General features: G+C 41.9%; 23 protein-coding genes. 21 read left to right on the forward strand and 2 right to left on the reverse strand.

What is annotated here, in order from left to right; translation table 11 throughout:
* Window positions 1-5: 5 nt before the first annotated feature.
* Window positions 6-1,451 (reverse strand): glycosyl hydrolase family 18 protein, encoded by a 1,446-nt coding sequence (locus tag PHC85_00360; protein MDD5032560.1) that lies wholly within the window; start codon window positions 1,449-1,451, stop codon window positions 6-8.
* 142 nt (window positions 1,452-1,593) lie between these two features.
* Between PHC85_00360 and PHC85_00365 the strand changes: the two genes are divergently transcribed.
* The gene (locus PHC85_00365; GenBank protein MDD5032561.1) at window positions 1,594-2,739 is read left to right on the forward strand and encodes an NADP-dependent malic enzyme; all 1,146 of its coding nucleotides are present in this window, start codon (window positions 1,594-1,596) and stop codon (window positions 2,737-2,739) included.
* Between the two features lie 62 nt (window positions 2,740-2,801).
* Here PHC85_00365 and PHC85_00370 read toward each other — a convergent pair whose 3' ends face one another.
* Window positions 2,802-3,323: a hypothetical protein gene (locus PHC85_00370; protein MDD5032562.1), complete on the reverse strand. Its 522-nt coding sequence runs from the start codon at window positions 3,321-3,323 to the stop codon at window positions 2,802-2,804.
* Window positions 3,324-3,598: 275 nt separating this feature from the next.
* On the opposite strand from PHC85_00370, the gene PHC85_00375 reads away from it, so the two are divergent.
* From PHC85_00375 to PHC85_00470, 20 genes are all read left to right on the forward strand, one after another.
* Window positions 3,599-3,976 (forward strand): hypothetical protein, encoded by a 378-nt coding sequence (locus PHC85_00375; protein MDD5032563.1) that lies wholly within the window; start codon window positions 3,599-3,601, stop codon window positions 3,974-3,976.
* An 87-nt stretch (window positions 3,977-4,063) separates the two neighbouring features.
* Entirely contained in the window at window positions 4,064-4,264 is a 201-nt protein-coding gene (locus PHC85_00380) for a hypothetical protein (protein MDD5032564.1), read from the forward strand.
* An 11-nt stretch (window positions 4,265-4,275) separates the two neighbouring features.
* Complete coding sequence (locus PHC85_00385) at window positions 4,276-4,974, forward strand: PD-(D/E)XK nuclease family protein (GenBank protein MDD5032565.1); 699 nt, start codon at window positions 4,276-4,278, stop codon at window positions 4,972-4,974.
* 10 nt (window positions 4,975-4,984) lie between these two features.
* The gene (locus PHC85_00390; protein MDD5032566.1) at window positions 4,985-5,227 is read left to right on the forward strand and encodes a hypothetical protein; all 243 of its coding nucleotides are present in this window, start codon (window positions 4,985-4,987) and stop codon (window positions 5,225-5,227) included.
* A 123-nt stretch (window positions 5,228-5,350) separates the two neighbouring features.
* Window positions 5,351-6,511 carry a tRNA guanosine(34) transglycosylase Tgt gene (gene tgt / locus PHC85_00395; GenBank protein MDD5032567.1) on the forward strand — a complete coding sequence of 387 codons (1,161 nt, stop codon included), beginning with the start codon at window positions 5,351-5,353 and terminating at the stop codon, window positions 6,509-6,511.
* Window positions 6,512-6,608: 97 nt separating this feature from the next.
* Complete coding sequence (locus PHC85_00400) at window positions 6,609-6,866, forward strand: hypothetical protein (GenBank protein MDD5032568.1); 258 nt, start codon at window positions 6,609-6,611, stop codon at window positions 6,864-6,866.
* A gap of 12 nt (window positions 6,867-6,878) precedes the next feature.
* Window positions 6,879-8,042, forward strand: a complete 1,164-nt coding sequence (locus PHC85_00405) for a putative glycoside hydrolase (GenBank protein ID MDD5032569.1) — start codon at window positions 6,879-6,881, stop codon at window positions 8,040-8,042.
* Window positions 8,043-8,119: 77 nt separating this feature from the next.
* Window positions 8,120-8,494 (forward strand): hypothetical protein, encoded by a 375-nt coding sequence (locus PHC85_00410; protein MDD5032570.1) that lies wholly within the window; start codon window positions 8,120-8,122, stop codon window positions 8,492-8,494.
* Between the two features lie 36 nt (window positions 8,495-8,530).
* Complete coding sequence (locus PHC85_00415) at window positions 8,531-9,301, forward strand: hypothetical protein (protein ID MDD5032571.1); 771 nt, start codon at window positions 8,531-8,533, stop codon at window positions 9,299-9,301.
* 136 nt (window positions 9,302-9,437) lie between these two features.
* On the forward strand, window positions 9,438-10,415 hold the full coding sequence (locus PHC85_00420) for a type I glyceraldehyde-3-phosphate dehydrogenase (GenBank protein MDD5032572.1): 978 nt from the start codon (window positions 9,438-9,440) through the stop codon (window positions 10,413-10,415).
* Window positions 10,412-10,855: an RpiB/LacA/LacB family sugar-phosphate isomerase gene (locus tag PHC85_00425; GenBank protein ID MDD5032573.1), complete on the forward strand. Its 444-nt coding sequence runs from the start codon at window positions 10,412-10,414 to the stop codon at window positions 10,853-10,855. The genes PHC85_00420 and PHC85_00425 overlap by 4 nt, the downstream gene beginning before the upstream one ends.
* Window positions 10,848-12,278, forward strand: a complete 1,431-nt coding sequence (gene gatB, locus PHC85_00430; protein ID MDD5032574.1) for an Asp-tRNA(Asn)/Glu-tRNA(Gln) amidotransferase subunit GatB — start codon at window positions 10,848-10,850, stop codon at window positions 12,276-12,278. Before PHC85_00425 ends, gatB begins: the two co-directional genes overlap by 8 nt.
* 166 nt (window positions 12,279-12,444) lie before the next feature.
* Window positions 12,445-13,536, forward strand: a complete 1,092-nt coding sequence (gene mltG / locus PHC85_00435; protein MDD5032575.1) for an endolytic transglycosylase MltG — start codon at window positions 12,445-12,447, stop codon at window positions 13,534-13,536.
* A gap of 116 nt (window positions 13,537-13,652) precedes the next feature.
* On the forward strand, window positions 13,653-15,470 hold the full coding sequence (gene uvrB / locus PHC85_00440) for an excinuclease ABC subunit UvrB (protein MDD5032576.1): 1,818 nt from the start codon (window positions 13,653-13,655) through the stop codon (window positions 15,468-15,470).
* Between the two features lie 171 nt (window positions 15,471-15,641).
* Complete coding sequence (gene uvrA, locus PHC85_00445; GenBank protein MDD5032577.1) at window positions 15,642-18,173, forward strand: excinuclease ABC subunit UvrA; 2,532 nt, start codon at window positions 15,642-15,644, stop codon at window positions 18,171-18,173.
* Between the two features lie 116 nt (window positions 18,174-18,289).
* The gene (locus PHC85_00450; protein ID MDD5032578.1) at window positions 18,290-18,856 is read left to right on the forward strand and encodes a hypothetical protein; all 567 of its coding nucleotides are present in this window, start codon (window positions 18,290-18,292) and stop codon (window positions 18,854-18,856) included.
* Window positions 18,857-18,958: 102 nt separating this feature from the next.
* Entirely contained in the window at window positions 18,959-20,131 is a 1,173-nt protein-coding gene (locus PHC85_00455; protein ID MDD5032579.1) for a GIY-YIG nuclease family protein, read from the forward strand.
* Window positions 20,128-21,183, forward strand: a complete 1,056-nt coding sequence (mnmA, locus tag PHC85_00460; GenBank protein ID MDD5032580.1) for a tRNA 2-thiouridine(34) synthase MnmA — start codon at window positions 20,128-20,130, stop codon at window positions 21,181-21,183. Before PHC85_00455 ends, mnmA begins: the two co-directional genes overlap by 4 nt.
* Window positions 21,184-21,202: 19 nt before the next feature.
* Window positions 21,203-22,819 (forward strand): alanine--tRNA ligase, encoded by a 1,617-nt coding sequence (locus tag PHC85_00465; protein MDD5032581.1) that lies wholly within the window; start codon window positions 21,203-21,205, stop codon window positions 22,817-22,819.
* 32 nt (window positions 22,820-22,851) lie between these two features.
* On the forward strand, window positions 22,852-24,006 hold the full coding sequence (locus PHC85_00470) for a hypothetical protein (GenBank protein ID MDD5032582.1): 1,155 nt from the start codon (window positions 22,852-22,854) through the stop codon (window positions 24,004-24,006).
* Window positions 24,007-24,011 lie beyond the last annotated feature (5 nt).

A 24,011-nucleotide genomic window follows, 5' to 3' on the forward strand; every position in this document is an offset into this window, starting at 1 on the left:
GCGTTTTATTTTAACACGCTCCACATATTAGGATCCGCGCTGCCGTCAAACTTGAACACGGCGACTCCGCGGACTCCGAGTTTGCGCGCGAGCGCGACTTTTTCTGCGATGGCTTGAGTATCGCTCCACGATAAAAAGTTGAAAGGCTGACTGGTATTTACCTGTGAGCCTGTGTTTTGCGCGACGGAAGAAGACGCGATTTCCTGCTGTGTCTGGGTTAATTCGTTTCCGGCGGGAGCAATCGCTTCAAGAACTTTTGGATCGTATGTAAATCCGAGTTCATTGGCGCTGGTGCGAGTTGGCGTAATGCCGAGCTGGCTGGCAATATCAGTGGCGTAGCGCGGATTAAACGGCCAAAGCAATTTATATTGATAACTGCCGTCGGTTTTGGGCGTTATCGTGTATTCGTAGCCGTACGTGGGAATGCCTATTATTATTTTATTTTTTGAAATTTTTTGGCTTGCGAGATTAACCAAAGTTTCCACCCATGCCGGGTCCGCAACCGGCGCGTATGGTGCTTTGCGGGCTGAATTCAAAAGTACATCTATTGTCCCTTGGTCGTAAGCCATTATTTCCACGCGGTCGCAGTATTTGTTTATTGCCGCGTAATCGTTGGCATAATCCATTGCGTCATCGGGGATAGTCGCGCCCGGGCTGTAGCGGTGGCTAAGCGGCATACGGGCTTCAATAGTGCAATAAACCCATTTGTTGCCCATTCGCTGATATAATCCCTTGAGGAAAGTTGAAAAATAATCTATTGTTTCGTGTTTTTTCGCTTCAAAATCTATATCAATGCCGTCAAAACCGTTTTGTTTGACCGTGTTCGCTATTTCGTCTTCAAGAGCGATGCGGCTTGTGGTGTTGCTTAATATTTTGTGTATCGCGTTGCCGTCTCCCCACATTACCGTTGGCACGACTCTAGTTTTATTTTTCTTTGCCTCGGCAACAAAGCTGGTCCAGGGTTCTTGTCCGAGTTTCGCGGTGTCGGCCAAAGTGCCGTTGCTTTTTACCGTGTAGCCAAAAGGCATTACGCTTGTGAGTTGCGTGATGTGCTCAAGAGTTTCGCGAGTGCCCGTGGCTGAACGCCAATATGGCACCCAGCCTGAAAATTCAAATGTTGGACTTTTTGTGGTTGCGGTGCTTGAGGAGCCTGAGAGAGCGGCACGGGTTTTTGGCCCGTAAACTCCATAACCCGAGGCTTTTGTTCCCGAGCAAATAATATTTTGTTCGCATTGGAATTTTTTAAGCGCGGCTTCCGTAAGAGAACCGAAGTATCCGGTATTTTTTCCCGAAGCAAGATATCCTTTTTCAATAAGTTTATTTTGCAAAGCGCGCACGTCTTCGCCCGAGAGTCCGAAAGAAAGTGAGCGTTCAGCCGCCATGGCGCCAAGGGGCAAGATGAAAAATATCCCAAAAAACAAAAATAGGGTTAAAGCAAGTTTTTTTCTCATAAACATATATTAACAGACGCGAAAGGATTTCAGAAGTTCCAAAACGGAATAAGTTTTCGGCGCGAAATTTTTGTTTGCGTATTTTTTTAGGAAGAGCGATAATAACTGAACCTTTATCCGTTTAAAAAATATTTTACGATTTATGCCTCGCAGTAAAACAACCGGAGAAAAATCGCTTGCGCTTCACAAAAAAAATGTCGGAAAATTTTGCGTTGCCAGTAAAGTGCCTCTTGATAATGCCGATGATTTGAGCGTCGTTTACACTCCCGGAGTGGGAACAGTAAGCTCTTTTTTGTCGAAAAATAAAAACAAGGCGCGCGAATACACGATGAAAGGGAATAGTGTTGCCGTAGTTTCCGACGGCTCGGCCGTGCTCGGTCTCGGAAATATCGGTCCTGAAGCAGCTTTGCCTGTAATGGAAGGCAAATGTCTTATTTTTAAAAAATTTGCCGACATAGATGCCGTGCCCATAGTGCTTTCCACTCAAAACACGGAAGAAATTATCAGCGCGGTAAAAGCCATCTCTCCGACATTCGGCGGCATAAACCTTGAAGATATTTCCGCCCCTCGATGTTTTGAGATAGAGGAGCGGCTTAAAACGGAGCTTGATATTCCTGTGATGCATGATGATCAGCATGGCACGGCGATTGTTATTTTAGCAGGTCTTATAAACGCCTTAAAAGTTGTTAAAAAGAAAATTTCGGATGTAAAAATTGTAGTAAGCGGCGCGGGAGCGGCCGGGGTGGCGGCGGTTAAAATGATTTTAGGAGAAGGCGCTAAAAATATTTTGGTTTTGGACAGCAAAGGAATTATTCATAAAAATAGGGAAGGGTTAAATGGGGAAAAAATAAAAATTGCGGAAACTACGAACAGCAATAATTGTTCCGGAAATCTTTCCGACGCGCTAGAAGGAGCGGATGTTTTTATCGGCGTTTCCGCAGCCGGAATTTTGACGCAAGAAATGGTTCGTAAAATGGCGAAAAATCCGGTGATTTTCGCCTTGGCGAATCCTGTCCCTGAGATCATGCCCGATTTGGCGCTTAAAGCGGGGGCAAAAATAGTCGCCACCGGAAGAAGCGATTTTCCCAACCAGCTGAATAACGCTTTGGTCTTTCCCGGAGTTTTCCGCGGAGCGATTGATAATAAAATTTCTAAAATTACGGATGAGATGAAAAGAAAAGCCGCCCGCGCTTTGGCGAAGCTGGTTTCAAAGCCGAATTCAAAACTTCTTGTGCCGAAAGTTTTTGACAAAAGAGTGGTTAAGACTGTTTCCCGAGCTATCAGATAAACAGCGAAATTTTTAGAAAAAGAAATCCCCCGATTTCGTAAAACGAAATCGGGGGATTGGCTTTATGCGTGGGAGTGCGATGAAATAGAAACTACTTTGCCGGGGATTTTTTTACTGTCTTTTCCCTCCTCTGTGCGGTTGAACAATAATTTTTGCAGAATTTCGTTATGTAAATCTTCTTCAACAAAAAACAAGGGATATTCCATCGGGCGGGTTTGGATGAACATGCTCTTTGCCAGCGATAAAGCTGTTACGCAATAACCGACCGTGATGGTGTTTTCCTCTATGTCCGCGATTTCTTGGACGGAAAGAAGAACTGTTTCGCGTTTTTCTCCCAGTTCGATTTTAAGGAAGGCTGCCAGTTCAATTGATTCTTCTTCCGATTCGTGTTTGTCTTTCTCTCTGCTTCTGAAAGAAAGTTCACACCTTCGTATTCCGGACCATAATATGTTCAGGTTTTCGTCGCTAAGCCCCAATGCCTCTCTATATTCTTTTGAATGGTTTAAAATTATGTCCCGATTTTCTTGCAGTCTTTTCTTCATTCTGCAAACCATCTTTTGAATATCGTCTTTATATCCGGGCATAACCCCTCCTTATTCAAGATTCAAGTTTCAAATTTCTGTTCTTTTTCTTTTTAACTTTTCTTCCGTCAGAAGTCAATTTTTTGTTTTAGGCGGCAAAATAAAAACCCTTCCTTCGGTCTATGTATCCGAAGAAAGGGTTTTCGGGAAAAAAAAGAGCATGAACATTATTAAATTAGCATTTTTGCCAGCTTTGTCAACAAGGTAAAATTCAATTTTATTCACAGCCTCTTGTTGTGGATTTTATTTCATTTTTGGGGCATAATAGAGATATTCATATGTTTATGCCACTTTTTTCTCAATCTCAGACTTCTTTCTCTTATTGGCTGCCCAGAGTGCTCACCATGCTATTCGTGATTTTTATGGGTTTTGTGGCTAACGCGGAAATAGACAGCAAATATGAATATCCGGATGTGCTTACCGCTTCGGCTCTTCATTATATTCCTACTGCCATAGTCGCTATTGCCGGCGCCATTGCCTGGAGAAAAGAGAAGCTGGGGGCATTCGCGATGGTTTTTCTCGGGCTGCTCTATATTGCTTTGGGCTGGGGTTCTCAATCAATCTGGGCTTTTTTGGCGGTGTCCGGACCTTTATTTTTAATAGGAGCGATTTTTTTGCGGAACGATTTGGAAAATAAAAAGAAGTTAATTTCGTAAATTTTTAAGCAACTTTAAAATAGTGTTTTTTATCTCGCTAAAGCCGCGGGATATTTTTATTTTCACGATTTTTGGTACAATATGGGCATGGATGATAAAAAACATTTTATATGCCCTGTCTGTGGCGTGCTTTCGGACGAGCCCGGTGTTTGTAAAACCGGCGGCTGCGAGAGGGAAAATATGCCTTTGAAAGAATGCCGTTGCGGAAACGGAGAAGAGCATAAAAAAGCCGTTGCTAAAGGCGGATGCGATTGCGGCGATTCAGGCTGTTGTTCTTGCTGCGGATAAAATTTGACGAGATGCCGATCAAAATAAGCAGAAGCAAAATAGATTTATTTTTGGAATGTCCGAAGTGTTTTTATTTGGACAAAGTTTTAGGCGTGCCGAGACCTCCCGGTTTTCCTTTCACTTTAAATTCCGCGGTTGATAACCTTTTGAAAAAAGAATTTGATATCCATCGTGCCAAGGGCGAACCGCATCCGCTTATGAAAACTTACGGCATAGATGCCGTTCCTTTTAAACACGAAAAGATAGAAGAGTGGCGCGACGCGAGAACTCGCGGAATAAGATTTTTGCACGAGCCGACGGATATTTTAGTCGGAGGCGGAATAGACGACATGTGGGTTAATTCAAAAGGCGAACTCCATGTGGTTGATTATAAAGCCACGGCGAAAGCCGGTAGGGTGAATTTGGATGCCGAGTGGCAGATAGGTTACAAAAGGCAGGTGGAAGTGTATCAATGGCTGTTTAGAAAGAACGGATTCAAAGTAAGCGACGTCGCTTATTTCGTATATGTGAACGGCAAACGCGACGCGGCGGCTTTTGACGCCCGTTTGGAATTTGACATTGACATAATTCCATACAAGGGCAATGATGATTGGATAGAAAAAGTGCTGTTTGAAATTAGAAAAACATTGGATGGAGATGATGTTCCGAAAGAGTCTAAAAATTGCGAGTATTGCGCTTATCGCAACGCCGTTAATGAGGCGGAAATGTAGGAGGTAAAAGATGAGAAAGGAAAAGAAGGGGGAGGGGAAAAGGCCTGATGAAGTTGGAGAGATACTGCTGGAAGACGGGGAAAAAAGGATATTGCGGTTTTCTGCCGAATCAGCCGATTTTATCAGAAAACTGGCGGCAGAAAGGAAAGTTGACTCGATCTATCTTTTGACAAAACTTGGCAGATTCGTGGACAAGGAGGGGTACAAAGGAGAATATGTCATGGGCGCGACGATTAAAATATGCCTTTTATAAAAATATAAATTTTGACGGCGCCAAAGGTCCTGCTTAAAAGCCGGGCCTTTTCTTTTTTGTCCTTTTTTTGATTATAAAAAGTTTGGCGCAGGGATTGGTCTGTGCTATGTTTTTTGTATTAAGATGATTGAATTTAAAATACTTAAAAAATCCAAGAAATCGCGCGCCCGGCTGGGAATTTTAAAAACTCCGCACGGAGAAATAGAAACTCCGGCGCTTGTGACGGTTGCCACGCAGGCGAGCGTAAAAACTTTGACGAGCGAAGAAGCCGAAAGGGCCGGCAGCCAGCTTTTGATTGCCAATACTTTTCATCTGCATTTGAAACCGGGAGAAAAAATCATAAAATCTTCCGGCGGAATTCACGAATTTATGAATTGGCAAAAGCCGCTTATGACAGATTCGGGGGGATTTCAGGTTTTTAGTCTGGGGTTTGGCAGAGATTTGGGAGTGGGAAAAATACTTAAATATTTCAGCGGGGAAGAAAAGAAAGATATTGTTTTAAAAAACAGACAGCCGTCGTCGGTAAAAATAACGGATGACGGCGTAAAGTTTCGTTCGCCGATAGACGGCAAAGAATTTTTTTTGGGACCGAAAGAATCAATAAAAATACAGGAACAAATCGGGGCCGATATTATTTTCGCCTTTGATGAATGCACGCCGCCGCTGTCAAATTTTGAATACGCTAAAAAATCGCTGGAGCGGACGCATAAATGGGCGGAAGTCTGCTTGTCTAACCACAAAACCAGACAGGCGCTTTTTGGCATTATCCAGGGATCTCATTTTAAGGAACTCAGGGAAAAGGGCTCTAAATTTATAAATTCTTTAGGTTTTGACGGATATGGGATTGGCGGCGATTTGGGAAAAAGCAAAAGCGACATGAAAACGATTTTAGACTGGATCGTGCCTAACCTTGACGCTCAGAGACCCCGGCATCTTTTGGGTATCGGTCATCTGGAAGATATGATACCGAACATAAAATCTGGCATGGATACGTTTGACTGCATTACCCCGACTCATTATGCGAGGCACGGAACGGCATTTACGTCGTCGGGCCGTTTGGATATGAGACAGAAAAAATTTTTGAATACGTCAGCCGGCGGAAAAAAACCGCTTGACCCGAAATGCGGCTGCGAGGTTTGCCAAAATTACACCCGCTCTTACATTTCTCATCTTTTGCGCGCGAAAGAAATCACCGCCTTGCGCCTCTTAACTTTCCATAATCTGTATTTTTTCAATAACTATGTCGCGGAAATAAGAGAAAAAATAAAAGCGGGAAAATTGTGAAAAGAAAAAGATATTTTTTAAACGAAGTTTATAGTATAGTATGTGATATAATGAATTTTAACGTTCGGTTTTTTATCGGGTTTAAAACATTATTATTATGAAGCAGAGAAAATTTACGGGTATTCTGGGCATTTGGATAATAGTGCTGGCCTTTTTGGGGCTTTCTTCCACTCTCCACGCGGCGCTTTTGACCATAACCGGTTTGGCGATAGCGCTTTTGTCTTTTAAGCCGCGCGGTATGGTAAAATCAGACAAGGAGCTGATTGAAGATGTTGAAAAGGCGCATGAAGAATTTAAAAAATTCAACGCAAAAAATGCCGATGAAGACGAAAATGAAACAGAACAGGAAAAATAAAATTTATATTCTATGAATTTTATCCGTTCAAGATGGGCGCTTATTTCCATAGCGGCGATTTTTGGCATTTCGGCATACGCCGCGAATTTTTTATTTTCCAAAAAAGACGGTTACGTCGGGGCGGAGCCGGTTGTTTTTTCGCAGAACACGGAAGCTTCCGTTGAAGCGGCGGCGGAAGAATTGCCAAAAATTACTCATATCAAGACCCCGGCGTCTGTTAAGGCGATCTACATGACAAGCTGGGTTGCCGGCACGACGGATTGGCGCGAAAGTCTGGTGGAGTTGATAGATTCAACGGAATTGAATTCCATTGTGATAGACGTCAAAGATTATTCTGGACATCTTTCGTTTGAGCCGACCGACCCTGTTTTGAAAGAAATCGGTTCCGCGGAAAAACGCATTCCCGATGTCAAAGAATTTATAAACGAGCTTCATCAAAAAAATATTTATGTTATTGCCCGCATAAGCGTTTTTCAGGACCCTTTTATGGTAAAGGCAAGACCGGATTTGGCGGTGAAAAAAAATAACGGTTCGGTGTGGAAAGATTATAAAGGAATAACGTGGATAGACCCGGCTTCAAAGGAATACTGGGATTACATAATAAGAATTTCAAAAGAGTGTGAAAAATCCGGATTTGATGAACTGAATTTTGATTACATACGTTTTCCTTCCGACGGCAACATGAAAGATATCTCGTATGATTTTTGGGATGAAAAAACTCCGAAAGCCGAGGTGATGAAAAATTTTTATAAATACTTGTCTGGCGGGCTTAAAGAAATAGACATTACGCTTTCAGCGGATCTTTTTGGAATGACAACTTGGAACGAAGATGATTTGAACATAGGCCAAGTTTTGGGAGACGCGGGACAATATTTTGATTACGTGGCGCCTATGGTTTATCCGTCGCATTATCCCGCGACGTTTCAGGGATATAAAAATCCGGCCGCGCATCCTTATGAAATCGTGTATTCGGCCATGGTTCGCGGTTCGGAAAAACTTCTAGCCGCGAGTACGACCCCGTCAAAACTCCGGCCATGGCTGCAAGACTTTGATTTGGGGGCGGATTATGGAATAACCGAAGTGCGGGCACAAAAAAAGGCGGTTTACGATGCGGGCCTTACAAGCTGGATGCTGTGGGCTCCGTCAAACAAATACACGGAGGGAGCGTTAGATTGATATCTGTCAGTTGAATGTTTATCGGTTATCCACAAGCGTTTTGAGCCAAAATTTTTAAAGCGAGGTATAATTTAATTATGGATGACATCTCTAAGCAGGGTCCGGAAATGGTTTATCCGGAAGCAAATAAGCCGGACAGAAAGAAAAAAATATTGATAATTTCCGCTATAATTGTCGGGATTATTATTTTGTCTGTTTTGGGATATCTTGCATGGAAAAAATGGGGCGTCCAGCCTGTAATTGAACCAATGACTTTAACCGAAAGGCAGGCTAAAGAGCTTGATGATTTAAGAGCGGCGGCCGGCGGCAAAGAACTTACCCAGGAAGAACTTATGGCTCAATCCAACGAACTGGAGCAAGCAAGAGCTGATAAAGAAGACGGAAGTTTTTCCGGAGAAGATATAAATAAACAAGCAGCGGAAATTGACGCTTTGCGGGAAAAATATAAATAAAAATTAAAAAATTTTAAAAAAATAAAAAATATTATTATGCAAACCCTTAAGCAATCTTTTCTTTCAATAGTTATTTCTCTGGTTCTTCTCGCCGGAGTCAATTTGGTTTTTGGCTGGACAGCTCCGTCGGATGAAGGATTTACGATTTCAAATAATGTTCCCACCGGAAACGTGGCAACGCCGATAAATATCGGTTCGACTTCGCAATACAAAACCGGAGCGTTCGGAGTGGGCGGACTTTTAAGGGCTTATGGCCTGCTGCAAGTCTCCGGCGGGATGAAAATTGACGGTTTTCTTTCCTGCGCTTCTTTGAGCACGGATTCAAGCGGTAATGTCACGTGCACCGGCGGCTGTACTCCAAATTGCACTGGCAAAGTATGCGGCAGTGACGGTTGCGGAGGTTCTTGCGGAACTTGTACATCGCCGGCTACTTGCGATGGAAGCGGCCAATGCGTAACGCCTACTTATACGTATAGCTGTACTTCCACTACTTGCGGAACTTGTTCTGAAGCTTGCGGAGGAACACAAACTTGCACGGGCAGTTGCCAAAGAAATGACGGAGTTATTGTTTCTTCCAGCTATTGTCCCGGTGGCACATGCACGTATTCTCAAAGTTGTGGTGGAGGATGCACATGGCAACAATACACGCTTAGTTGTGTTGAAATAACAACATGGGATTATTGTCAATATATTGGGGCTATAATTGGTCAATCATGTGGTACTTCTGGACAAACTTGTTTACGGACTTCCAATTATTGTTCTTATGAACCAGTTACTTATTACGCGGATCGTTTAAGGTGCCAATAAAATAGACTAAAGATTATAAAAAATCCGTCCCGCTTTGGCGAGGGCGGATTTTTTGTTGCCGGAGATTTAAACTTCCAATTTTTACGGCATTGGCGTAAAATTTGGATATTAGAAATTAATTTTTTGCTTTATTTATATTATGAAAATCGCGATAAACGGGTTTGGCAGAATAGGAAGAATTTTTCTCCGCCAAGCCGTCAAAGAAAAAGATATGGAAATAGTCGCCATAAACGATTTGGCTGATAAGGACAATCTTATTTATCTCGCGGAGCGTGATTCCGTTTACGGAAAATTCAAGTTTCCGGATACCGAAATCAAATTTTTAAGCGAAAAAGACCCGTCAAAGCTTCCGTGGAAAGAACTCAGCGTGGATGTTGTTGTTGAAGCAAGCGGAGTTTTTACTTCGTATGAAAAGGCAAAGCCTCATCTGGACGCGGGCGCGAAACGGGTCGTGCTTACAGCTCCCGCTTCAAAAGATGACGAAAATACGGCGACTTTTACTCCCAATATCGGAGAAAAAAACGCCGAAAAATGCGTCATTACTTCAAACGCTTCCTGCACCACGAATTGCGTCGCTCCCGTGGCGGCGATAATGGCGGAAAATCCCGGGATTGAAAAAGCCATATTGAATACGGTGCACGCCTACACGGCAACGCAGAGCATTGTTGACGGCCCGGCGAAAAAAGATTTTACAAGAGGCAGGGCCGGAGCGATAAACGTCGGACCATCCCATACCGGCGCGGCGGCGGCGACGGGAAAAGTTTTGCCCGAATTGGATGGAAAGTTTGACGGGGTGGCGGTGCGGGTGCCCGTTCCGTGCGGCTCGCTTGTGGATTTTACTTTTTTGGCAAAGAAAAAAACTTCGGTTGAAGAAATAAATAATATTTTTCGCGAAGCGGCGAAAAAACCGGAGTGGCAGGGAATTTTAAAGATTTCCGAAGAACCTCTTGTCTCCACGGACATCATTGCCGAGCCGTACGCCTCAATCGTTGATTTGTCGTTTACGCGCGTGGTTGACGGAGACTTGGTGAAAATTTTTTCCTGGTATGACAACGAGTGGGGGTATTGCTCAATGCTTATAAAGCACATTAAAACATTGGAAAAACTTTTATGAAAATTTTTATCTCTTCCGACCATGCCGGTTTTGAATTGAAAGAAAAATTGAAAATTTTTCTGGCGGAGCTCGGGCATGAGGTAAAAGATTTCGGAGCGTTTTCTTTTGATGAAAACGACGACTATCCGGATTTTATAAATCCTCTTGCCGAAGAAATTTCAAGAAGCCCGGAAGAAGCGAAAGGAATAATTCTTGGAGGTTCGGGGCAGGGAGAAGCGATTTGCGCCAACCGTTTCAAAAATGTCCGCGCCGCGGTTTTGCATCATTTTTCAGAAGATATAATAAAATTATCGCGCCGGCATAACGATGCCAATGTTTTATCTTTGGCGGCGCGTTTTTTAAACGAAGATGAAGCGAAAAAAGCGGTGAAATTGTGGCTGGAAACGGATTTCAGCGGCGAAGAACGGCACTCAAGACGGATTAAAAAAATAGATGAGTAATTACAAACCAAAAATAGGGCTGGAGATTCACGCTGAATTAAAGACGCGGACAAAAATGTTTTGTAATTCAGCGAATAATCCGGATGAAAAACATCCGAATATTAATGTTTGTCCGGTTTGCATGGGATACCCCGGAACTTTGCCGGTGATAAACAAAGAGGCGGTAAAAAGCGTTTTGAAGGCAGGTTTGGCTCTTGGGGGCAGACTGGCCGACTATTCGCGTTTTGACCGTAAAAATTATTTCTACCCCGATTTGCCTAAGGGCTATCAGATAAGCCAATACAAGCATCCGCTTGTTGAAGGCGGGGCTTTAAGCGGCGTCAGGATAACCCGTATTCACCTTGAAGAAGACACCGGTCGTTTGGTGCATGAAAAAGACAGCACCTTGGTGGATTTTAATCGCGCCGGAGTGCCGCTTATGGAGCTTGTCACGGAGCCCGATATCGTTTCCGCGGAACAAGCCAGAAATTTTGCGGAGGAATTGCGTCTGGTCTTGAGATATCTGGGAATTTCCGACGCGGACATGGAAAAAGGACACATGAGGATAGAAGGGAATATAAGCGTTTCAAAGGAAAGCGACACTGAATGGGGGACGAAGGTGGAAATTAAAAATATAAATTCCTTTAAGGCGATTGAGGCGGCGCTTAAATATGAAATTGAAAGGCAGAAAAAGGTTATTGAAAAAGGAGAAAAAATAAGGCAGGAAACGCGGGGTTGGGATGACGCGAAACAAAAGACTTTTTCTCAAAGAAGCAAAGAAGAAGCGCACGATTACAGATATTTTCCCGAACCGGATTTGCCGCCGTTGAAAATAAGCGAGGTTCCGGAATTTCAAAATCTTCAGGCGGAGATTCCCGAAATGCCGTGGCAAAAAAGGGAGAGGTTTAAAAAAGAATACGGGATTAAAGACGATGTCATAAATATTTTGGCAAACGACAAAAAAGCCGCGGATTTTTTTGAAAGCGTTGTTTCGGAAATAAAATCCGATACGGACACGAAATTTGCCGCGGAACTGGCGTCAAGTTACATTATTTCCGATATGTTCGGAATTATGAAAGAAAAGATGCTGGATTTTGAGGAAGTCCTTGTTAAGCCTGATAATTTGGCGGACCTTTTGGTAATGATTATGAAAAATAAAATTTCCTCGCGCGTGGCTAAAGATGTTTTGAGGGAAATGATTGAAACGGGCGCGGACTCGCTGGCTGTTGTTTCTGAAAAAGGTCTTGAGCAGACAAGCGATGAAGGAGAAATAGAAATGTTGGTAAAAAAAGCGATTGAAGCCAACCCTAAAGCGGCGGAAGATTTCAAAAAAGGAAAAGAAAATGCCGGGCAATTCATACTGGGAGCGGTTATGAAAGAAAGCAAAGGCAAAACGAATCCGCAGAAAACCCGTGAAATTTTGGAACGTCTTTTAAAAAAATAATGCCATGATAAAATATAAATATGGGCATGTGTTCTTAAAAAGAGGACAACCCTTCGTCGCGGAGGCGACTCAACTAACAAAGACAAAGGCGCTACTCCAGGACGAAGGCCCCTAGACCTAGGCTGAGCTGTAAATGGCTCTCGCTTGGGTCTTTTTTTCTTAATTTATGGATTTCAAAGACAGTCCGGATTTTCCCAATTTATTTCTTCTCCACTTTAAAAAGAAGCGGCATCTTTATGTTTCTTCGGTTTTTTCTGTCTCTGTTTTGCTCGTTTTTTTTGTTCTTTTTTTTATTTCCGTTTCGGCTGATTTTCCAGTAAGAAAAATAATTACCATCGAAGAAGGGAAGACATTGAAAGAAGTTGCCGCGGATTTTGAAAAACAAAAACTTATCCGTTCATCTTTCGCTTTTGAAACAATCGGATGGATTATGAAAACGGAAAAGCAGATAAAAGCCGGAGAATACTTTTTTGAGGAAAAAATGCCAGCGATAAATTTAATGAAAGCGATTTCGGGAAACGATTATCTTAAATTCGCGAGAATTACGATACCGGAAGGATTTACTTTGCGCGACATCTCATCTCTTTGCGAGAATAAAAAAATTTGGAGCGATGGCGATTTGTGGAAAGAAACCGGAACCCCGGGCATAGAATGCGTAAATCATGGCTGTTTGAAACCGGACCCGGAATTTTTATCGTCTTTCCCCCTGCTTTCTTCAAAGCCCGGATACGCAAGCCTTGAAGGATTTCTTTTTCCTGACACTTATTATGTGCCTCTTTCCGTGACGCCGGAATCCATGGTTAAAATCATGCTTGAAAATACCGAAAAGAAGATTACGCCGGAGTTGCGCGAAAAAATTGAAAAAAGCGGGCATAGTTTTTACGAAATTTTAACCATGGCGTCGCTTTTGGAAAAAGAGGCGGCAAAAAAAGAAGACAAGGAAATTATTTCCGGAATTTTATGGAAACGGATTGAGGCGGGTATGCCGCTTCAGGTTGACGCCACTTTTCTTTATATGATAGGCAAGCCCAGCAAAGAACTCACCTTGAGAGATTTGAAAATGGATTCGCCGTACAATACTTATGTTTACAAAGGACTTCCGTCCGGCCCGATTTGCAATCCGGGATTGGATTCCATAGAAGCCGCGCTCTCGCCGAAAGATTCGCCGTATTGGTATTATCTTTCGGACAGAAATTACAAGGTCTACTATAGCCAAACTTTTAACGAACATGTGGAAAAGAAAGGGATCTATTTATAATTGGGATTGCTGAAAATATAAAAGTTGATTTCTGGTCCGGAGCGTAATACATTATAGATAACTAAATAAAGATATACACCCCCTATATGAAGAAAGCGGGGTGGTTTGGCGTATTTATGTTTAAGCTCAAAGCAAAATTCAAGCCGGCAGGCGATCAGCCCGAAGCCATAAAAAAACTGATAAAGGGCGTAGACAAAGGTTTTAGATACCAGACTCTTTTGGGTGTTACCGGAAGCGGGAAAACTTTTACCGTGGCGAACGTGATAGAAAAAATAAATAAACCGACGCTTGTTATCGCTCCAAATAAAACCCTTGCCGCCCAGCTTTATCGCGAGTATAAAGATTTTTTTCCTGAAAACAAAGTCTGCTATTTCGTCTCTTATTACGACTATTACCAGCCTGAAGCGTATTTGCCGGTTTCCGATACTTATATACAAAAAGAGGCGATGATAAACGATGAGATAGACCGATTGCGGCACGAAGCGACCTCGGCGCTTCTTTCCAGAAAAGACGTTATTATTGTGGCGTCGGTTTCCTGCATTTATAATTTAGGCGTTCCCGGAAAGTATCTTGAAACGAGCATAAAGATTGAAAAAGGAAAACCGATTACCCGCGGCGATCTCATTCGCCAGTTTATAAGAATTTATTTTGAGAGAAACAATATTGCCGTATTAAAAAGAGGTCAATTCAGGGTGCGCGGAGATGTTTTTGAATTTATGCCGGCATCGGAAGATGTAATTTATAGAATTATTTTGGATGGACAAAAAACCGGTAAAATTGCCAAAGTTGACCCGATAACAAGAAAAGAAATTGGGGAGCTTGAAGAGCTCGCAATTTTTCCATCAAAACATTTTATTACTCCTGTTCCGGAAAGAGAGCGCGCGGTATCGGATATAAAAAAGGAATTGAGAGAGCGGCTGGCGTATTTTAAAAAGAATAATCTTTATTTGGAAATAGAGCGTCTTGAAAAGCGCACGCGCGAAGATTTGGAAATGATAAGACGCGTTGGTTATTGTCATGGAATTGAAAATTATTCGCGGCATTTGAGCGGAAAACTGGCGGGCGAAGCGCCTGATACTTTGCTTGCGTATTTTGGCCAGCCTGATGAATTTCTAACGGTTATAGATGAATCGCATTTGGCGGTGCCGCAGATTCGGGGAATGTTTGAAGGCGACAGAAGCAGGAAACAGATTTTAGCGGAGCATGGCTGGCGCTTGCCGTCTGCCTTGGATAACAGACCTCTTAATTTTAAAGAATTTCAGGCGAGAATAGGCCAGGTCATTTTTACTTCGGCAACTCCGGCTGAATTTGAGGCGAAAAATTCGGAGCAAGTTATTGAGCAGATTATTCGGCCAACAGGGCTTATTGATCCGGAAATTTATGTGCGTCCGGTTTATAACGAAAAAACGAATTACAGCCAAATAGATGACGTTGTTAAAGAAATTGAAAAGACCGCGGCAAAAAAAGGACGAGTTATGGTCACGACATTGACCAAAAAAATGTCCGAAGAGCTTTCGGATTATTTTGCTAAAAAGAAAATAAAATCGCGATATATGCACAGCGACATAAAAACTCTTGAGCGCGCCGATATTTTGATGGATTTTAGAAAAGGAGAGTTTGACGTGCTTGTCGGGATAAATCTTTTACGCGAGGGTTTGGATTTGCCCGAAGTGGAGCTTGTGGCGATTTTGGATGCCGACAGCATGGGATTTTTGAGAAATCAGACCTCGCTTATTCAGACCATTGGCAGGGCGGCTAGAAATTCCAAAGCGCGGGTGATTCTTTACGCCGACAGAATGACAGATGCGCTAAAAGCTGCGGTTTCCGAAACCGAAAGAAGACGCAAAATTCAGATAGCGTATAACAAAAAGCATAAAATTACGCCAAAAACGATTATTAAAGACGTGCAGAGGTTTATTGATGTGGGTTCTTAAACCTCGGGCTATATATATTTCGCGATACGCTCGCTTCGCTTCCAGCGGCTCGCTCGCTCGTCTTCGGCGAAAAAAATTTTTTGTTTTATAAATTTTAACAAAAAATACCAATCTTTTTTCGCCTTCGAATGATCTTGAAACATATATAGCTCGAGGTTTTTAAAATAAAACATGAACGATAAAATAAAAATTCATGGGGCGCGGGTGCATAACCTCAAAAATATAGATTTGGAAATACCCAAAAATAAATTGGTGGTTTTTACCGGTGTCTCGGGAAGCGGGAAATCGTCTTTAGCTTTTGACACTATTTTTGTGGAGGGCCAGCGAAGATATATTGAATCCCTTTCTCCTTACGCGCGGCTTTTCTTGGGTCAGGCAGACAGGCCTGATGTGGACGACATAGAAGGTCTTTCTCCTGCGATTGCCATAAATCAAAAAGCTCACGGTCATAATCCTCGTTCAATAGTGGCTACTCTTACGGAAATTTATGATTATCTTCGCGTGCTTTACGCCAGAATCGGCAAAGTTTATTGTCCGGTTTGCGGCGGCCCGATAGAAAAATTATCCAGCCAAGAAATTGTTGATGAAATAATCGAAAAAGCGAACAAAGATAAATCAGGATTTATTACGATTCTCGCGCCGGTTGTGCGCGGAAGAAAAGGCGAATATTACCAAATGCTTTATGATTTTTTGGAAAAAGGATTTAGCGAAGCGAGAATTGACGGAAAAATTTATTCTCTCCATGAAAAAGTTGAGCTGTCGCGATACAAAAACCATGATATAGAAATTATTGTTGATAAGATAATGCCTGCTTTGCCGGCAGGCGGGCCGTCTGACGCTAGTCGTTTGAACGAGGCAGTTGAAGATGCTTTGGGTTTTGCTAAGGGTTTGATTATTGCCGCCTTTACTTCGGGCCTGCCTGCCGGCAAGGCAGGCGAGAAACTTTATTCCGCAAACTGGAGCTGTCCGAAAGACGGGTTTTCTTATGAAGAAATAGAGCCGCGACTTTTTTCGTTCAATAGTCCTCACGGTGCGTGCGATGCTTGCGATGGGCTTGGCAAGAAAGATTTTTTCTCGGATGAAGTTTGTCCGAAGTGCGGCGGAAAACGTTTAAAACCGGAGGCTCTTTCAATAAGAATACATGGAAAAAACATCAGCGAAGCCATAGGAATGACAATTGACGAAGCTTATGATTTTTTCGTTAATCTTGAAAGCAAATTGAATAAAAAAGAATTAACTATTTCAAAAGAGCCCCTAAAAGAAATTGTTTCCAGGCTAGGCTTTTTGATGGAAGTAGGTCTTGATTATATCACTTTAGACAGACGGGCATCATCGCTTTCGGGCGGCGAAGCGCAAAGAATACGTTTGGCTTCGCAAATCGGCTCAAAACTTTCCGGAACTTTATATGTTTTGGACGAGCCGACTATCGGGCTTCATGAACGCGATAACGAGCGGCTTATAAAAATGCTTAAAGAACTGAAAAATGCCGGAAATACGGTTATTGTTGTTGAACATGACGAACGCACAATAAAAGAGTCGGATTATTTGGTTGATTTAGGGCCGGGGCCCGGCGTGCATGGCGGCGAAGTTGTTGTTCACGGAGAAACGCAAAAACTTTTAAAATCAAAAACGGCAAAGGAAGAATCTTCCACCGTGCGGTTTTTAGCCGGTGAGGATGGAATAGAAATCGGAAAACGTCGTCCAATAATTCATCAAAAAATAAGCGTAATTGGTGCCGATGCGAACAATCTAAAAAATATAAACGTTGATGTTCCTCTTAACAAGTTTGTCGTGCTTACAGGTGTTTCCGGAAGCGGAAAATCAACATTGCTTTATGACGTTTTGTATAAAAATATTCAATATAATTTGCGCCGCCGCGATAAAAAGTTTGAAGGAGTAAACAAAATTTTAGGGCTGGAATATCTGACGAAAATAATTGAAATAAACCAATCTCCGATAGGAAGAACTCCGCGTTCCAATTCGGCAACCTACACCGGAATGTGGGGCTATATACGAGAAATTTTCGCTCAAATGCCCGAGGCGCGCGAGAGAGGATATAAAGCGGGCAGATTTTCTTTTAATAAACCAGGGGGTCGGTGCGAAGCCTGCGAAGGTGCCGGATTTAATCTTGTTGAAATGCATTTTCTTCCGACTATTTCCGTTCAGTGCAATGTGTGTCATGGCAAAAGATTTAATCGCGAAACCTTGGAAGTGAAGTATAAAGGAAAAAATATTGCCGATGTTTTGGATATGACGGTCGAAGAAGCCGAGAAATTTTTCAGCGAGTTCTATCACATAAGCGATAAACTAAAAGTGATGAAAGAGGTGGGGCTTGGGTATATAAAACTTGGACAACCGGCAACGACTCTTTCTGGCGGCGAAGCGCAGAGAGTAAAACTTTCAGCCGAGCTTTCGCGGCCGATGACCAGAAACGCGATCTATCTTTTAGATGAACCGTCAACCGGGTTGCACTACGATGACATCAAAATGCTCATTTCTGTTTTGCAGAAAATTGTTGATAAAGGGAATACAGTTGTTGTGATTGAGCATAATATGCACATAATAAAAACAGCGGACTACGTGATTGATTTGGGGCCCGAGGGAGGCGAAAAAGGAGGCAAGGTGGTGGCTAAAGGCACTCCTGAAGAAGTGGCGCGAAACGATAAATCGCACACGGGGAAGTATCTGAAGAAGTATTTATAAAGCACTAATTTTATGTTTGACAAATAGCTAAAAATAAGGTAATCTTCTGTCAAATTTGTTGTTTGAAAATTGCGAAATGTACACGAAAACAGAATAAAAGGAAAGGAGGTTGGGATATGGAGCGTTATTATGGAAAGATTGCGTTAGCGTTTATTATTGCCCTTGTCGGGATTATGGGTTTTTTGCTTTCTCATTCCCGGGGCCCTTTTGGTCTTCCCAAAGAGCCGGTTATGATTGTTGACCGTTATGTTGCGACATGGGGTGGATCGGTGAATACAAGAATGACTGTCACGCGGCAAGATGGGAAAATAGACTCTTATAAAGTTTTCCCGTCAAGTGAATGGTTGGCTTGCAGAATTGATTACATTCCGTTCGGTTCTTACGGTATTTTGGTTGAAGACGCGGAAGGGAGATTGTGGTTTAAGCCGGCCCAAAGAACTTTTAATGTGAAAAGCTGGATTTTCGCGGTTGAAGTCGTCTACGATTGTGGAGGTGCTGTAAAAGTCAAGCTGAAAGATGGTTCAAAGATTTGGGCTTACAATAATTTTCTCGGTAATTCCTACGTCGGCTATAGACTCAAGGAAGGGGCTGTGGGTGCTGTAGAGATAGAGGCAGATGGAGTTGGTTGGTTTGTCTCGAACGAAGCTCTTGAGTGGAATTTATGGACCTCTCGGCTTTCCTAGCCCTCTAATGAGTCTGATGGGTCGGGTCGGATATTTTTTTCCGAGCCCGGCCCTTTGTTTTTAAAATTTAAATATTTTTAAATATTAAGGTAATCTAAACTTATGAAAGTTTTGAATACCAAAACCAAAGATTTTTTGAAAAAACTTCCGAACGCGGCGGGTGTTTATATTTTCCGCGACAAAGCCAAAAAAATTATTTATATTGGCCGCGCGGCTTCTTTACGAAGTCGGGTCTCATCGTATTTTAGAAAAAACAGCTTGGAATACGTCCGCCCCGCGGAACTTTTTTCTTCAGAAATAGTGTTTGTTTCTTTTACAAAAACCCCAACGCTTCTTGAAGCGGCGATTTTGGAAAATAATCTGATAAAGAAACACAGGCCGAAATATAATATAAAAGATAAAGACGACAGGTCCTTTGTTTATGTGTTTTTTGATATGAAAACCGATTATCCGAAACCGATTATAATAAGAGGCAGGGAACTTGAAAAACATTCGCCAAAAGGGGTTGTTATTGGTCCTTTCCGAAGCCAGGCCTTTCTTAAAAAAATTTTACTTTCGGCGCGGAGAATTTTTCCGTATTCAACGTGTCGGCCGAATTCAGGCAAGCCGTGTTTTCATTATCAGATAGGGCTTTGCCTAGGCGTGTGCGTGGGAGAAATTTTGCCGAAAGAATACAAGAGAAACATCCGTGGCCTTATCAGATTTTTAAAATCAGGAGTGCTTTCCAAAAAAGAATCAGGGAGAAAATTTGACGATACGACATTAATTCCCGAAGAATTTATTTTCAGCTCTAAAAAATCTGGCGTTTCCCGAATAGAAGGTTATGACATCTCGCATCTTTCAGGCAAAGGCGCATACGGCGCAATGATCGTTTTTCAGAACGGAGTTTCCAAAAATTCCCATTATCGTTTATTTAAAATAAGGAATAAGGAGAAGGGGAGCGATATAGATGCATTAAAAGAAGTTTTGGAGCGTAGAATTAAACATAGAGAGTGGCAATATCCGGATTTGATTGTCGTTGACGGAGGTGTCGCGCAAGTTCATTTGGCTGCAAGAGTTTTACGCTTAGTCGGATTAAAAATTCCAGTCGTCGGTCTAAGCAAGGCCGGGCTTCACTCGGCATCGGCCTCAAGACAGGACAAACTTGTTTTTTCGGCAGCCATAAAAAAGCCGGTTCGCGAGATGATTATTTCGCAGAAAAAACTTTTACAGCAAGTCCGCAACGAAGCGCACAGATTCTCACTTAGGGCACAAAAAAAATCGAGGAGAATATGAAAAAAATAGTTAAAAAATTAAAAGTTTTTGTCGCAATGTCTGGCGGAGTTGATTCGTCGGTTTCGGCGGCGTTGCTGAAAAAACAAGGCTATGATGTTTACGGGGTTTTTATAAAAGGATGGTATCCGCAGGGGATTCCGTGTGATTGGCGAAATGACAGACGGGATGCTATGCGTGTGGCGGCGAAGTTGGATATTCCTTTTTATACTTTTGATTTTGAAAAAGAATATAAAAAATGGGTGATAGATTATATGATTCGCGAATATAAGGCCGGCAGGACGCCAAATCCGGATATCATGTGCAATAAACACGTGAAGTTTGACGCGTTTTTGAAAAAAGCGTTAAAAATGGGAGCGGACATGATCGCTACGGGTCATTATGTAAAAATTCAAAATTCTAAATTAAAAATTTCTAAAGATAAAAATAAAGATCAAAGTTATTTTTTGTGGACGTTAAAACAGGAGCAGTTAAAACATTGCCTTTTTCCGGTTGGCGGTTATGAAAAAACAGAAGTGCGAAAAGTGGCGGAAAAGTTTAGTTTGCCTGTGGCAAAAAAACCGGATAGCCAGGGGCTTTGTTTTGTCGGTGAATTCAAGCTTGAAGATTTTCTTAAAAAATACATCAAGCCAAAACCCGGAAAAATTATTGATGAAAAAGGAAAAGTTTTAGGCGAGCATAAAGGAATTCATTATTACACAATAGGGCAGAGGCAGGGCCTGAATCTAGCGGCAGGAATTCCATATTATATTGTAGAAAAAGATGTAAAGAAAAATATTTTGGTGGTAGCTTCCGGAAAAAACGAAAAAGATTTTTATAGGAAAGAAGTTAAAATTTCTGATGTAAATTGGATTTTGGAAAAACAACCCAGCGTTTCTAAAAAATATTTAGCAAGAATTCGATATCGCCAACCCCTTCAAAAATGCCGGATTATAAAAATTTCAGGTTCTAAAATTAAAGTTTCGTTTGTTCAACCCCAGCGCGCCGTAGCTCCCGGCCAATCGCTTGTTTTATATGATAAAAACGAGCTTTTGGGAGGTGGAATAATTGTTTAAATTCTGATAGCATAAAATAATGAATTCCGAAGAAATCCGGGAAAAATTTCTGGAATTTTTTGAAAAGAACGGGCACAAAATTATTCCATCGTCTTCGCTTATCCCGACCGATCCGTCGGTTCTTTTGACTACTGCCGGAATGCAGCAATTTAAGCCCTATTATCTTGGAGAAAAATCCCCTTATGGCGATAAGGTTTGTTCTGTTCAGAAATGTTTTAGAACTTCTGACATAGATGAAGTCGGCGATGAGAGGCACCTGACTTTTTTTGAGATGCTTGGCAATTTTTCGTTTAATAACGCTTGCTCCAAAAAAGAAGCGATTGAATTAGCGTATGAATTTATAACGAAAGAGATGGAGTTGGAAATTGATTATGTTTCGGTTTTTGGAGGCGAGGGAAATTTGACAGCGGACAAAAAATCGGAGGAAATTTGGAAACAGGTAGATTCCAGTTTGGAAGTTAAAAAATTTGGGAAAGAAGATAATTTTTGGGGTCCGACAGGAGATGAAGGCCCGTGCGGTCCGACAACGGAAATTTATGTAAACGGAATTGAAATTTGGAACATCGTTTTTAATGAATATTACAAAAACAAAGATGGAAAATACGAGCGTTTAGAAACCCTCGGGGTTGATACAGGAATGGGTCTGGAGCGGCTGGCGATGGTATCACAGAATAAAAATAATGTTTTTGAAAATGACTTGTTTGAGCCGATAATGCAGGCGGTTTCAAATAATAGAATTATCGCTGACCATTTGCGGGGAGCGGTATTTTTGCTTGCCGATGGAATTACGCCATCAAATTTGGGACGAGGTTATATTTTGCGGCGTTTGATAAGACGGGTGATGGCAAAAGGTTTTGGCGATAAAATGGAAAATATCGCGGACATTGTGATAGAAAATTACGGAAATTTTTATCCGGAGCTGGAACAGAATAAAAATAATGTTTTTGAAGAATTTAAAAAAGAAAAGGAAGCTTTTGAAAAAACTTTGGAAAAAGGAATGAAAGAATTGCAGAAAATGGGGCAAAAAATCTCTGGAGAACAAGCGTTTTTATTATTTTCCACTTATGGATTTCCGTTAGAACTTATAAAAGAATCGGTTAAGGAGGTTGATGAGGCGAGTTTCCAAAAAGAATTTGAAAAGCACCAGGAACTTTCACGCACCGCGTCCGCGGGAATGTTTAAGTCGGGCTTAGCCGGTCATTCGGAACAGGAAATAAAATATCATACCGCTTCGCACCTTTTGCTCGCGGCTTTAAGAAAAGTTTTGGGCGAAAGCGTTTCGCAAAAGGGTTCAAACATTACACCGGAAAGACTGCGTCTGGATTTTTCCTGGTCTGAAAAATTAACGGATGAACAAAAAACGCAAGTTGAAAAACTTGTTAATGAAAAAATAGCTGAAAACCTGTCCGTGTTGCGCGAGGAAATGACTTTGGATGAAGCGAAAAACAGCGGAGCTCTTGGGGTTTTTGAACATAAATACGGCGAAAAAGTAAGCGTTTATTCAATTTCCGATTTCAGCAAAGAAATATGCGGAGGACCGCACGTGGAAAACACCTGCGTGTTGGGAAAATTTAAAATTATAAAAGAGGAAGCGGTGTCTGCCGGAGTAAGGAGAATAAAAGCGATTTTGGAATAACTCAATTTGTGATAAAATATACTTAATAAAAAATGTCTGGCAACGGCACACCTATCGCTGTTTTTGACATAGCAAGCGCTTCTGTGGGCGGGCTGTTATTCCGCGTGAAAAAAGATTGCGGAGTTGAAATTTTAACCAGCGTCCGCCTGCCCGTGAATTTTTCAAAAGACGAGAAAAGGACGCGGCTTTGGCAAAATCTAAAAGACGGAGTCAAGGCGGTCTCAGAACAGCTGAAAAAATCGCCGTTTCCCAAACCGGAAGCGGCTTTATGCGTTTTTTCATCGCCATGGTACGCAGGGCAGACAAAAATAATAAAAGTAAAAAGAGAAATACCGTTTAAAATAGACGAAAAATTGCTTGAAAGTCTGACGAAAGACGAGATGGGTATTTTTGAAAAAAGCTGGGCTGACACCAAAGACGGCAATGCTCAGTTTCTTGAACATACGCCAACGAAAGCGGTTTTAAACGGTTATGATATAAAAGATATTTTTGGAAAAACGGCCAAAGCCGCGGAGCTGCATTTATATTTAAGCATTATACCCGGCGAACTTGAAAATAAAATAAAAAAAGAAATCCTAAACGACCTAAAACCGGACTCGATTAAACTTCATAGTTTTGCATTCGCTTTTTTCAAAGTGATGGAGAATCTTATTGATATGGAAAAAGGCGCGATGTTTGTGGATATCACCGGAGATATTACGGACGTGATTGTTTTTCGCGAACATTCAATAGAAGAAATTTGTTCTTTTCCGAAAGGCGAAAAATTTTTCGCGAGAAGAATAGCCAGCGCTCTGAATTTGGACGAGACTGACGCTTCCAACCGTTTAATACAGTACCAGCGAGGAGAATTAGACCAGTATTACGGACAAAAGATAAAACTTGTTTTGGAATCTGCCGCTGAGGAATGGGGTAAAAGTATGGAAAGTCTTTTTGAGGAAATGTCCAAAGACAGGCTTTTACCGCAGAATCTTTATTTTTGCGGTCAGGCAGTTTCTTTTCCCGAGATAACAGCACAATTTTCTAAGAGAAATTTCGCCAGGTTCACAAATTTGGGCATGCCTTTTGAAACGCAATATCTGCTTCCAGAATCTCTTAAGTATCATTTTGATTTTCCTCAGGGGTTTTCCGGCAATAAAGATATTTTTCTTTTACTTGAAGCTCTTTTTGCTTCAACATTTGTTTTTTGAATGTT

The organism is Candidatus Paceibacterota bacterium (assembly GCA_028711505.1).
Taxonomy (GTDB): domain Bacteria; phylum Patescibacteriota; class Minisyncoccia; order JAHISW01; family Tagabacteraceae; genus JAQTSC01.

Coding starts and splice junctions, on each gene's coding strand:
- PHC85_00455 (MDD5032579.1), top strand. CDS start 18,959: ATGAAAGTTTTGAATACCAAAACCAAAGATTTTTTGAAAAAACTTCCG.
- uvrA (MDD5032577.1), top strand. CDS start 15,642: ATGAACGATAAAATAAAAATTCATGGGGCGCGGGTGCATAACCTCAAA.
- PHC85_00370 (MDD5032562.1), bottom strand. CDS start 3,323: ATGCCCGGATATAAAGACGATATTCAAAAGATGGTTTGCAGAATGAAG.
- PHC85_00425 (MDD5032573.1), top strand. CDS start 10,412: ATGAAAATTTTTATCTCTTCCGACCATGCCGGTTTTGAATTGAAAGAA.
- PHC85_00405 (MDD5032569.1), top strand. CDS start 6,879: ATGAATTTTATCCGTTCAAGATGGGCGCTTATTTCCATAGCGGCGATT.
- gatB (MDD5032574.1), top strand. CDS start 10,848: ATGAGTAATTACAAACCAAAAATAGGGCTGGAGATTCACGCTGAATTA.
- tgt (MDD5032567.1), top strand. CDS start 5,351: ATGATTGAATTTAAAATACTTAAAAAATCCAAGAAATCGCGCGCCCGG.
- PHC85_00380 (MDD5032564.1), top strand. CDS start 4,064: ATGGATGATAAAAAACATTTTATATGCCCTGTCTGTGGCGTGCTTTCG.
- PHC85_00390 (MDD5032566.1), top strand. CDS start 4,985: ATGAGAAAGGAAAAGAAGGGGGAGGGGAAAAGGCCTGATGAAGTTGGA.
- PHC85_00375 (MDD5032563.1), top strand. CDS start 3,599: ATGTTTATGCCACTTTTTTCTCAATCTCAGACTTCTTTCTCTTATTGG.
- PHC85_00470 (MDD5032582.1), top strand. CDS start 22,852: ATGTCTGGCAACGGCACACCTATCGCTGTTTTTGACATAGCAAGCGCT.
- PHC85_00415 (MDD5032571.1), top strand. CDS start 8,531: ATGCAAACCCTTAAGCAATCTTTTCTTTCAATAGTTATTTCTCTGGTT.
- PHC85_00450 (MDD5032578.1), top strand. CDS start 18,290: ATGGAGCGTTATTATGGAAAGATTGCGTTAGCGTTTATTATTGCCCTT.
- PHC85_00385 (MDD5032565.1), top strand. CDS start 4,276: ATGCCGATCAAAATAAGCAGAAGCAAAATAGATTTATTTTTGGAATGT.
- uvrB (MDD5032576.1), top strand. CDS start 13,653: ATGTTTAAGCTCAAAGCAAAATTCAAGCCGGCAGGCGATCAGCCCGAA.
- PHC85_00465 (MDD5032581.1), top strand. CDS start 21,203: ATGAATTCCGAAGAAATCCGGGAAAAATTTCTGGAATTTTTTGAAAAG.
- PHC85_00365 (MDD5032561.1), top strand. CDS start 1,594: ATGCCTCGCAGTAAAACAACCGGAGAAAAATCGCTTGCGCTTCACAAA.
- mltG (MDD5032575.1), top strand. CDS start 12,445: ATGGATTTCAAAGACAGTCCGGATTTTCCCAATTTATTTCTTCTCCAC.
- PHC85_00410 (MDD5032570.1), top strand. CDS start 8,120: ATGGATGACATCTCTAAGCAGGGTCCGGAAATGGTTTATCCGGAAGCA.
- PHC85_00360 (MDD5032560.1), bottom strand. CDS start 1,451: ATGAGAAAAAAACTTGCTTTAACCCTATTTTTGTTTTTTGGGATATTT.
- PHC85_00400 (MDD5032568.1), top strand. CDS start 6,609: ATGAAGCAGAGAAAATTTACGGGTATTCTGGGCATTTGGATAATAGTG.
- mnmA (MDD5032580.1), top strand. CDS start 20,128: ATGAAAAAAATAGTTAAAAAATTAAAAGTTTTTGTCGCAATGTCTGGC.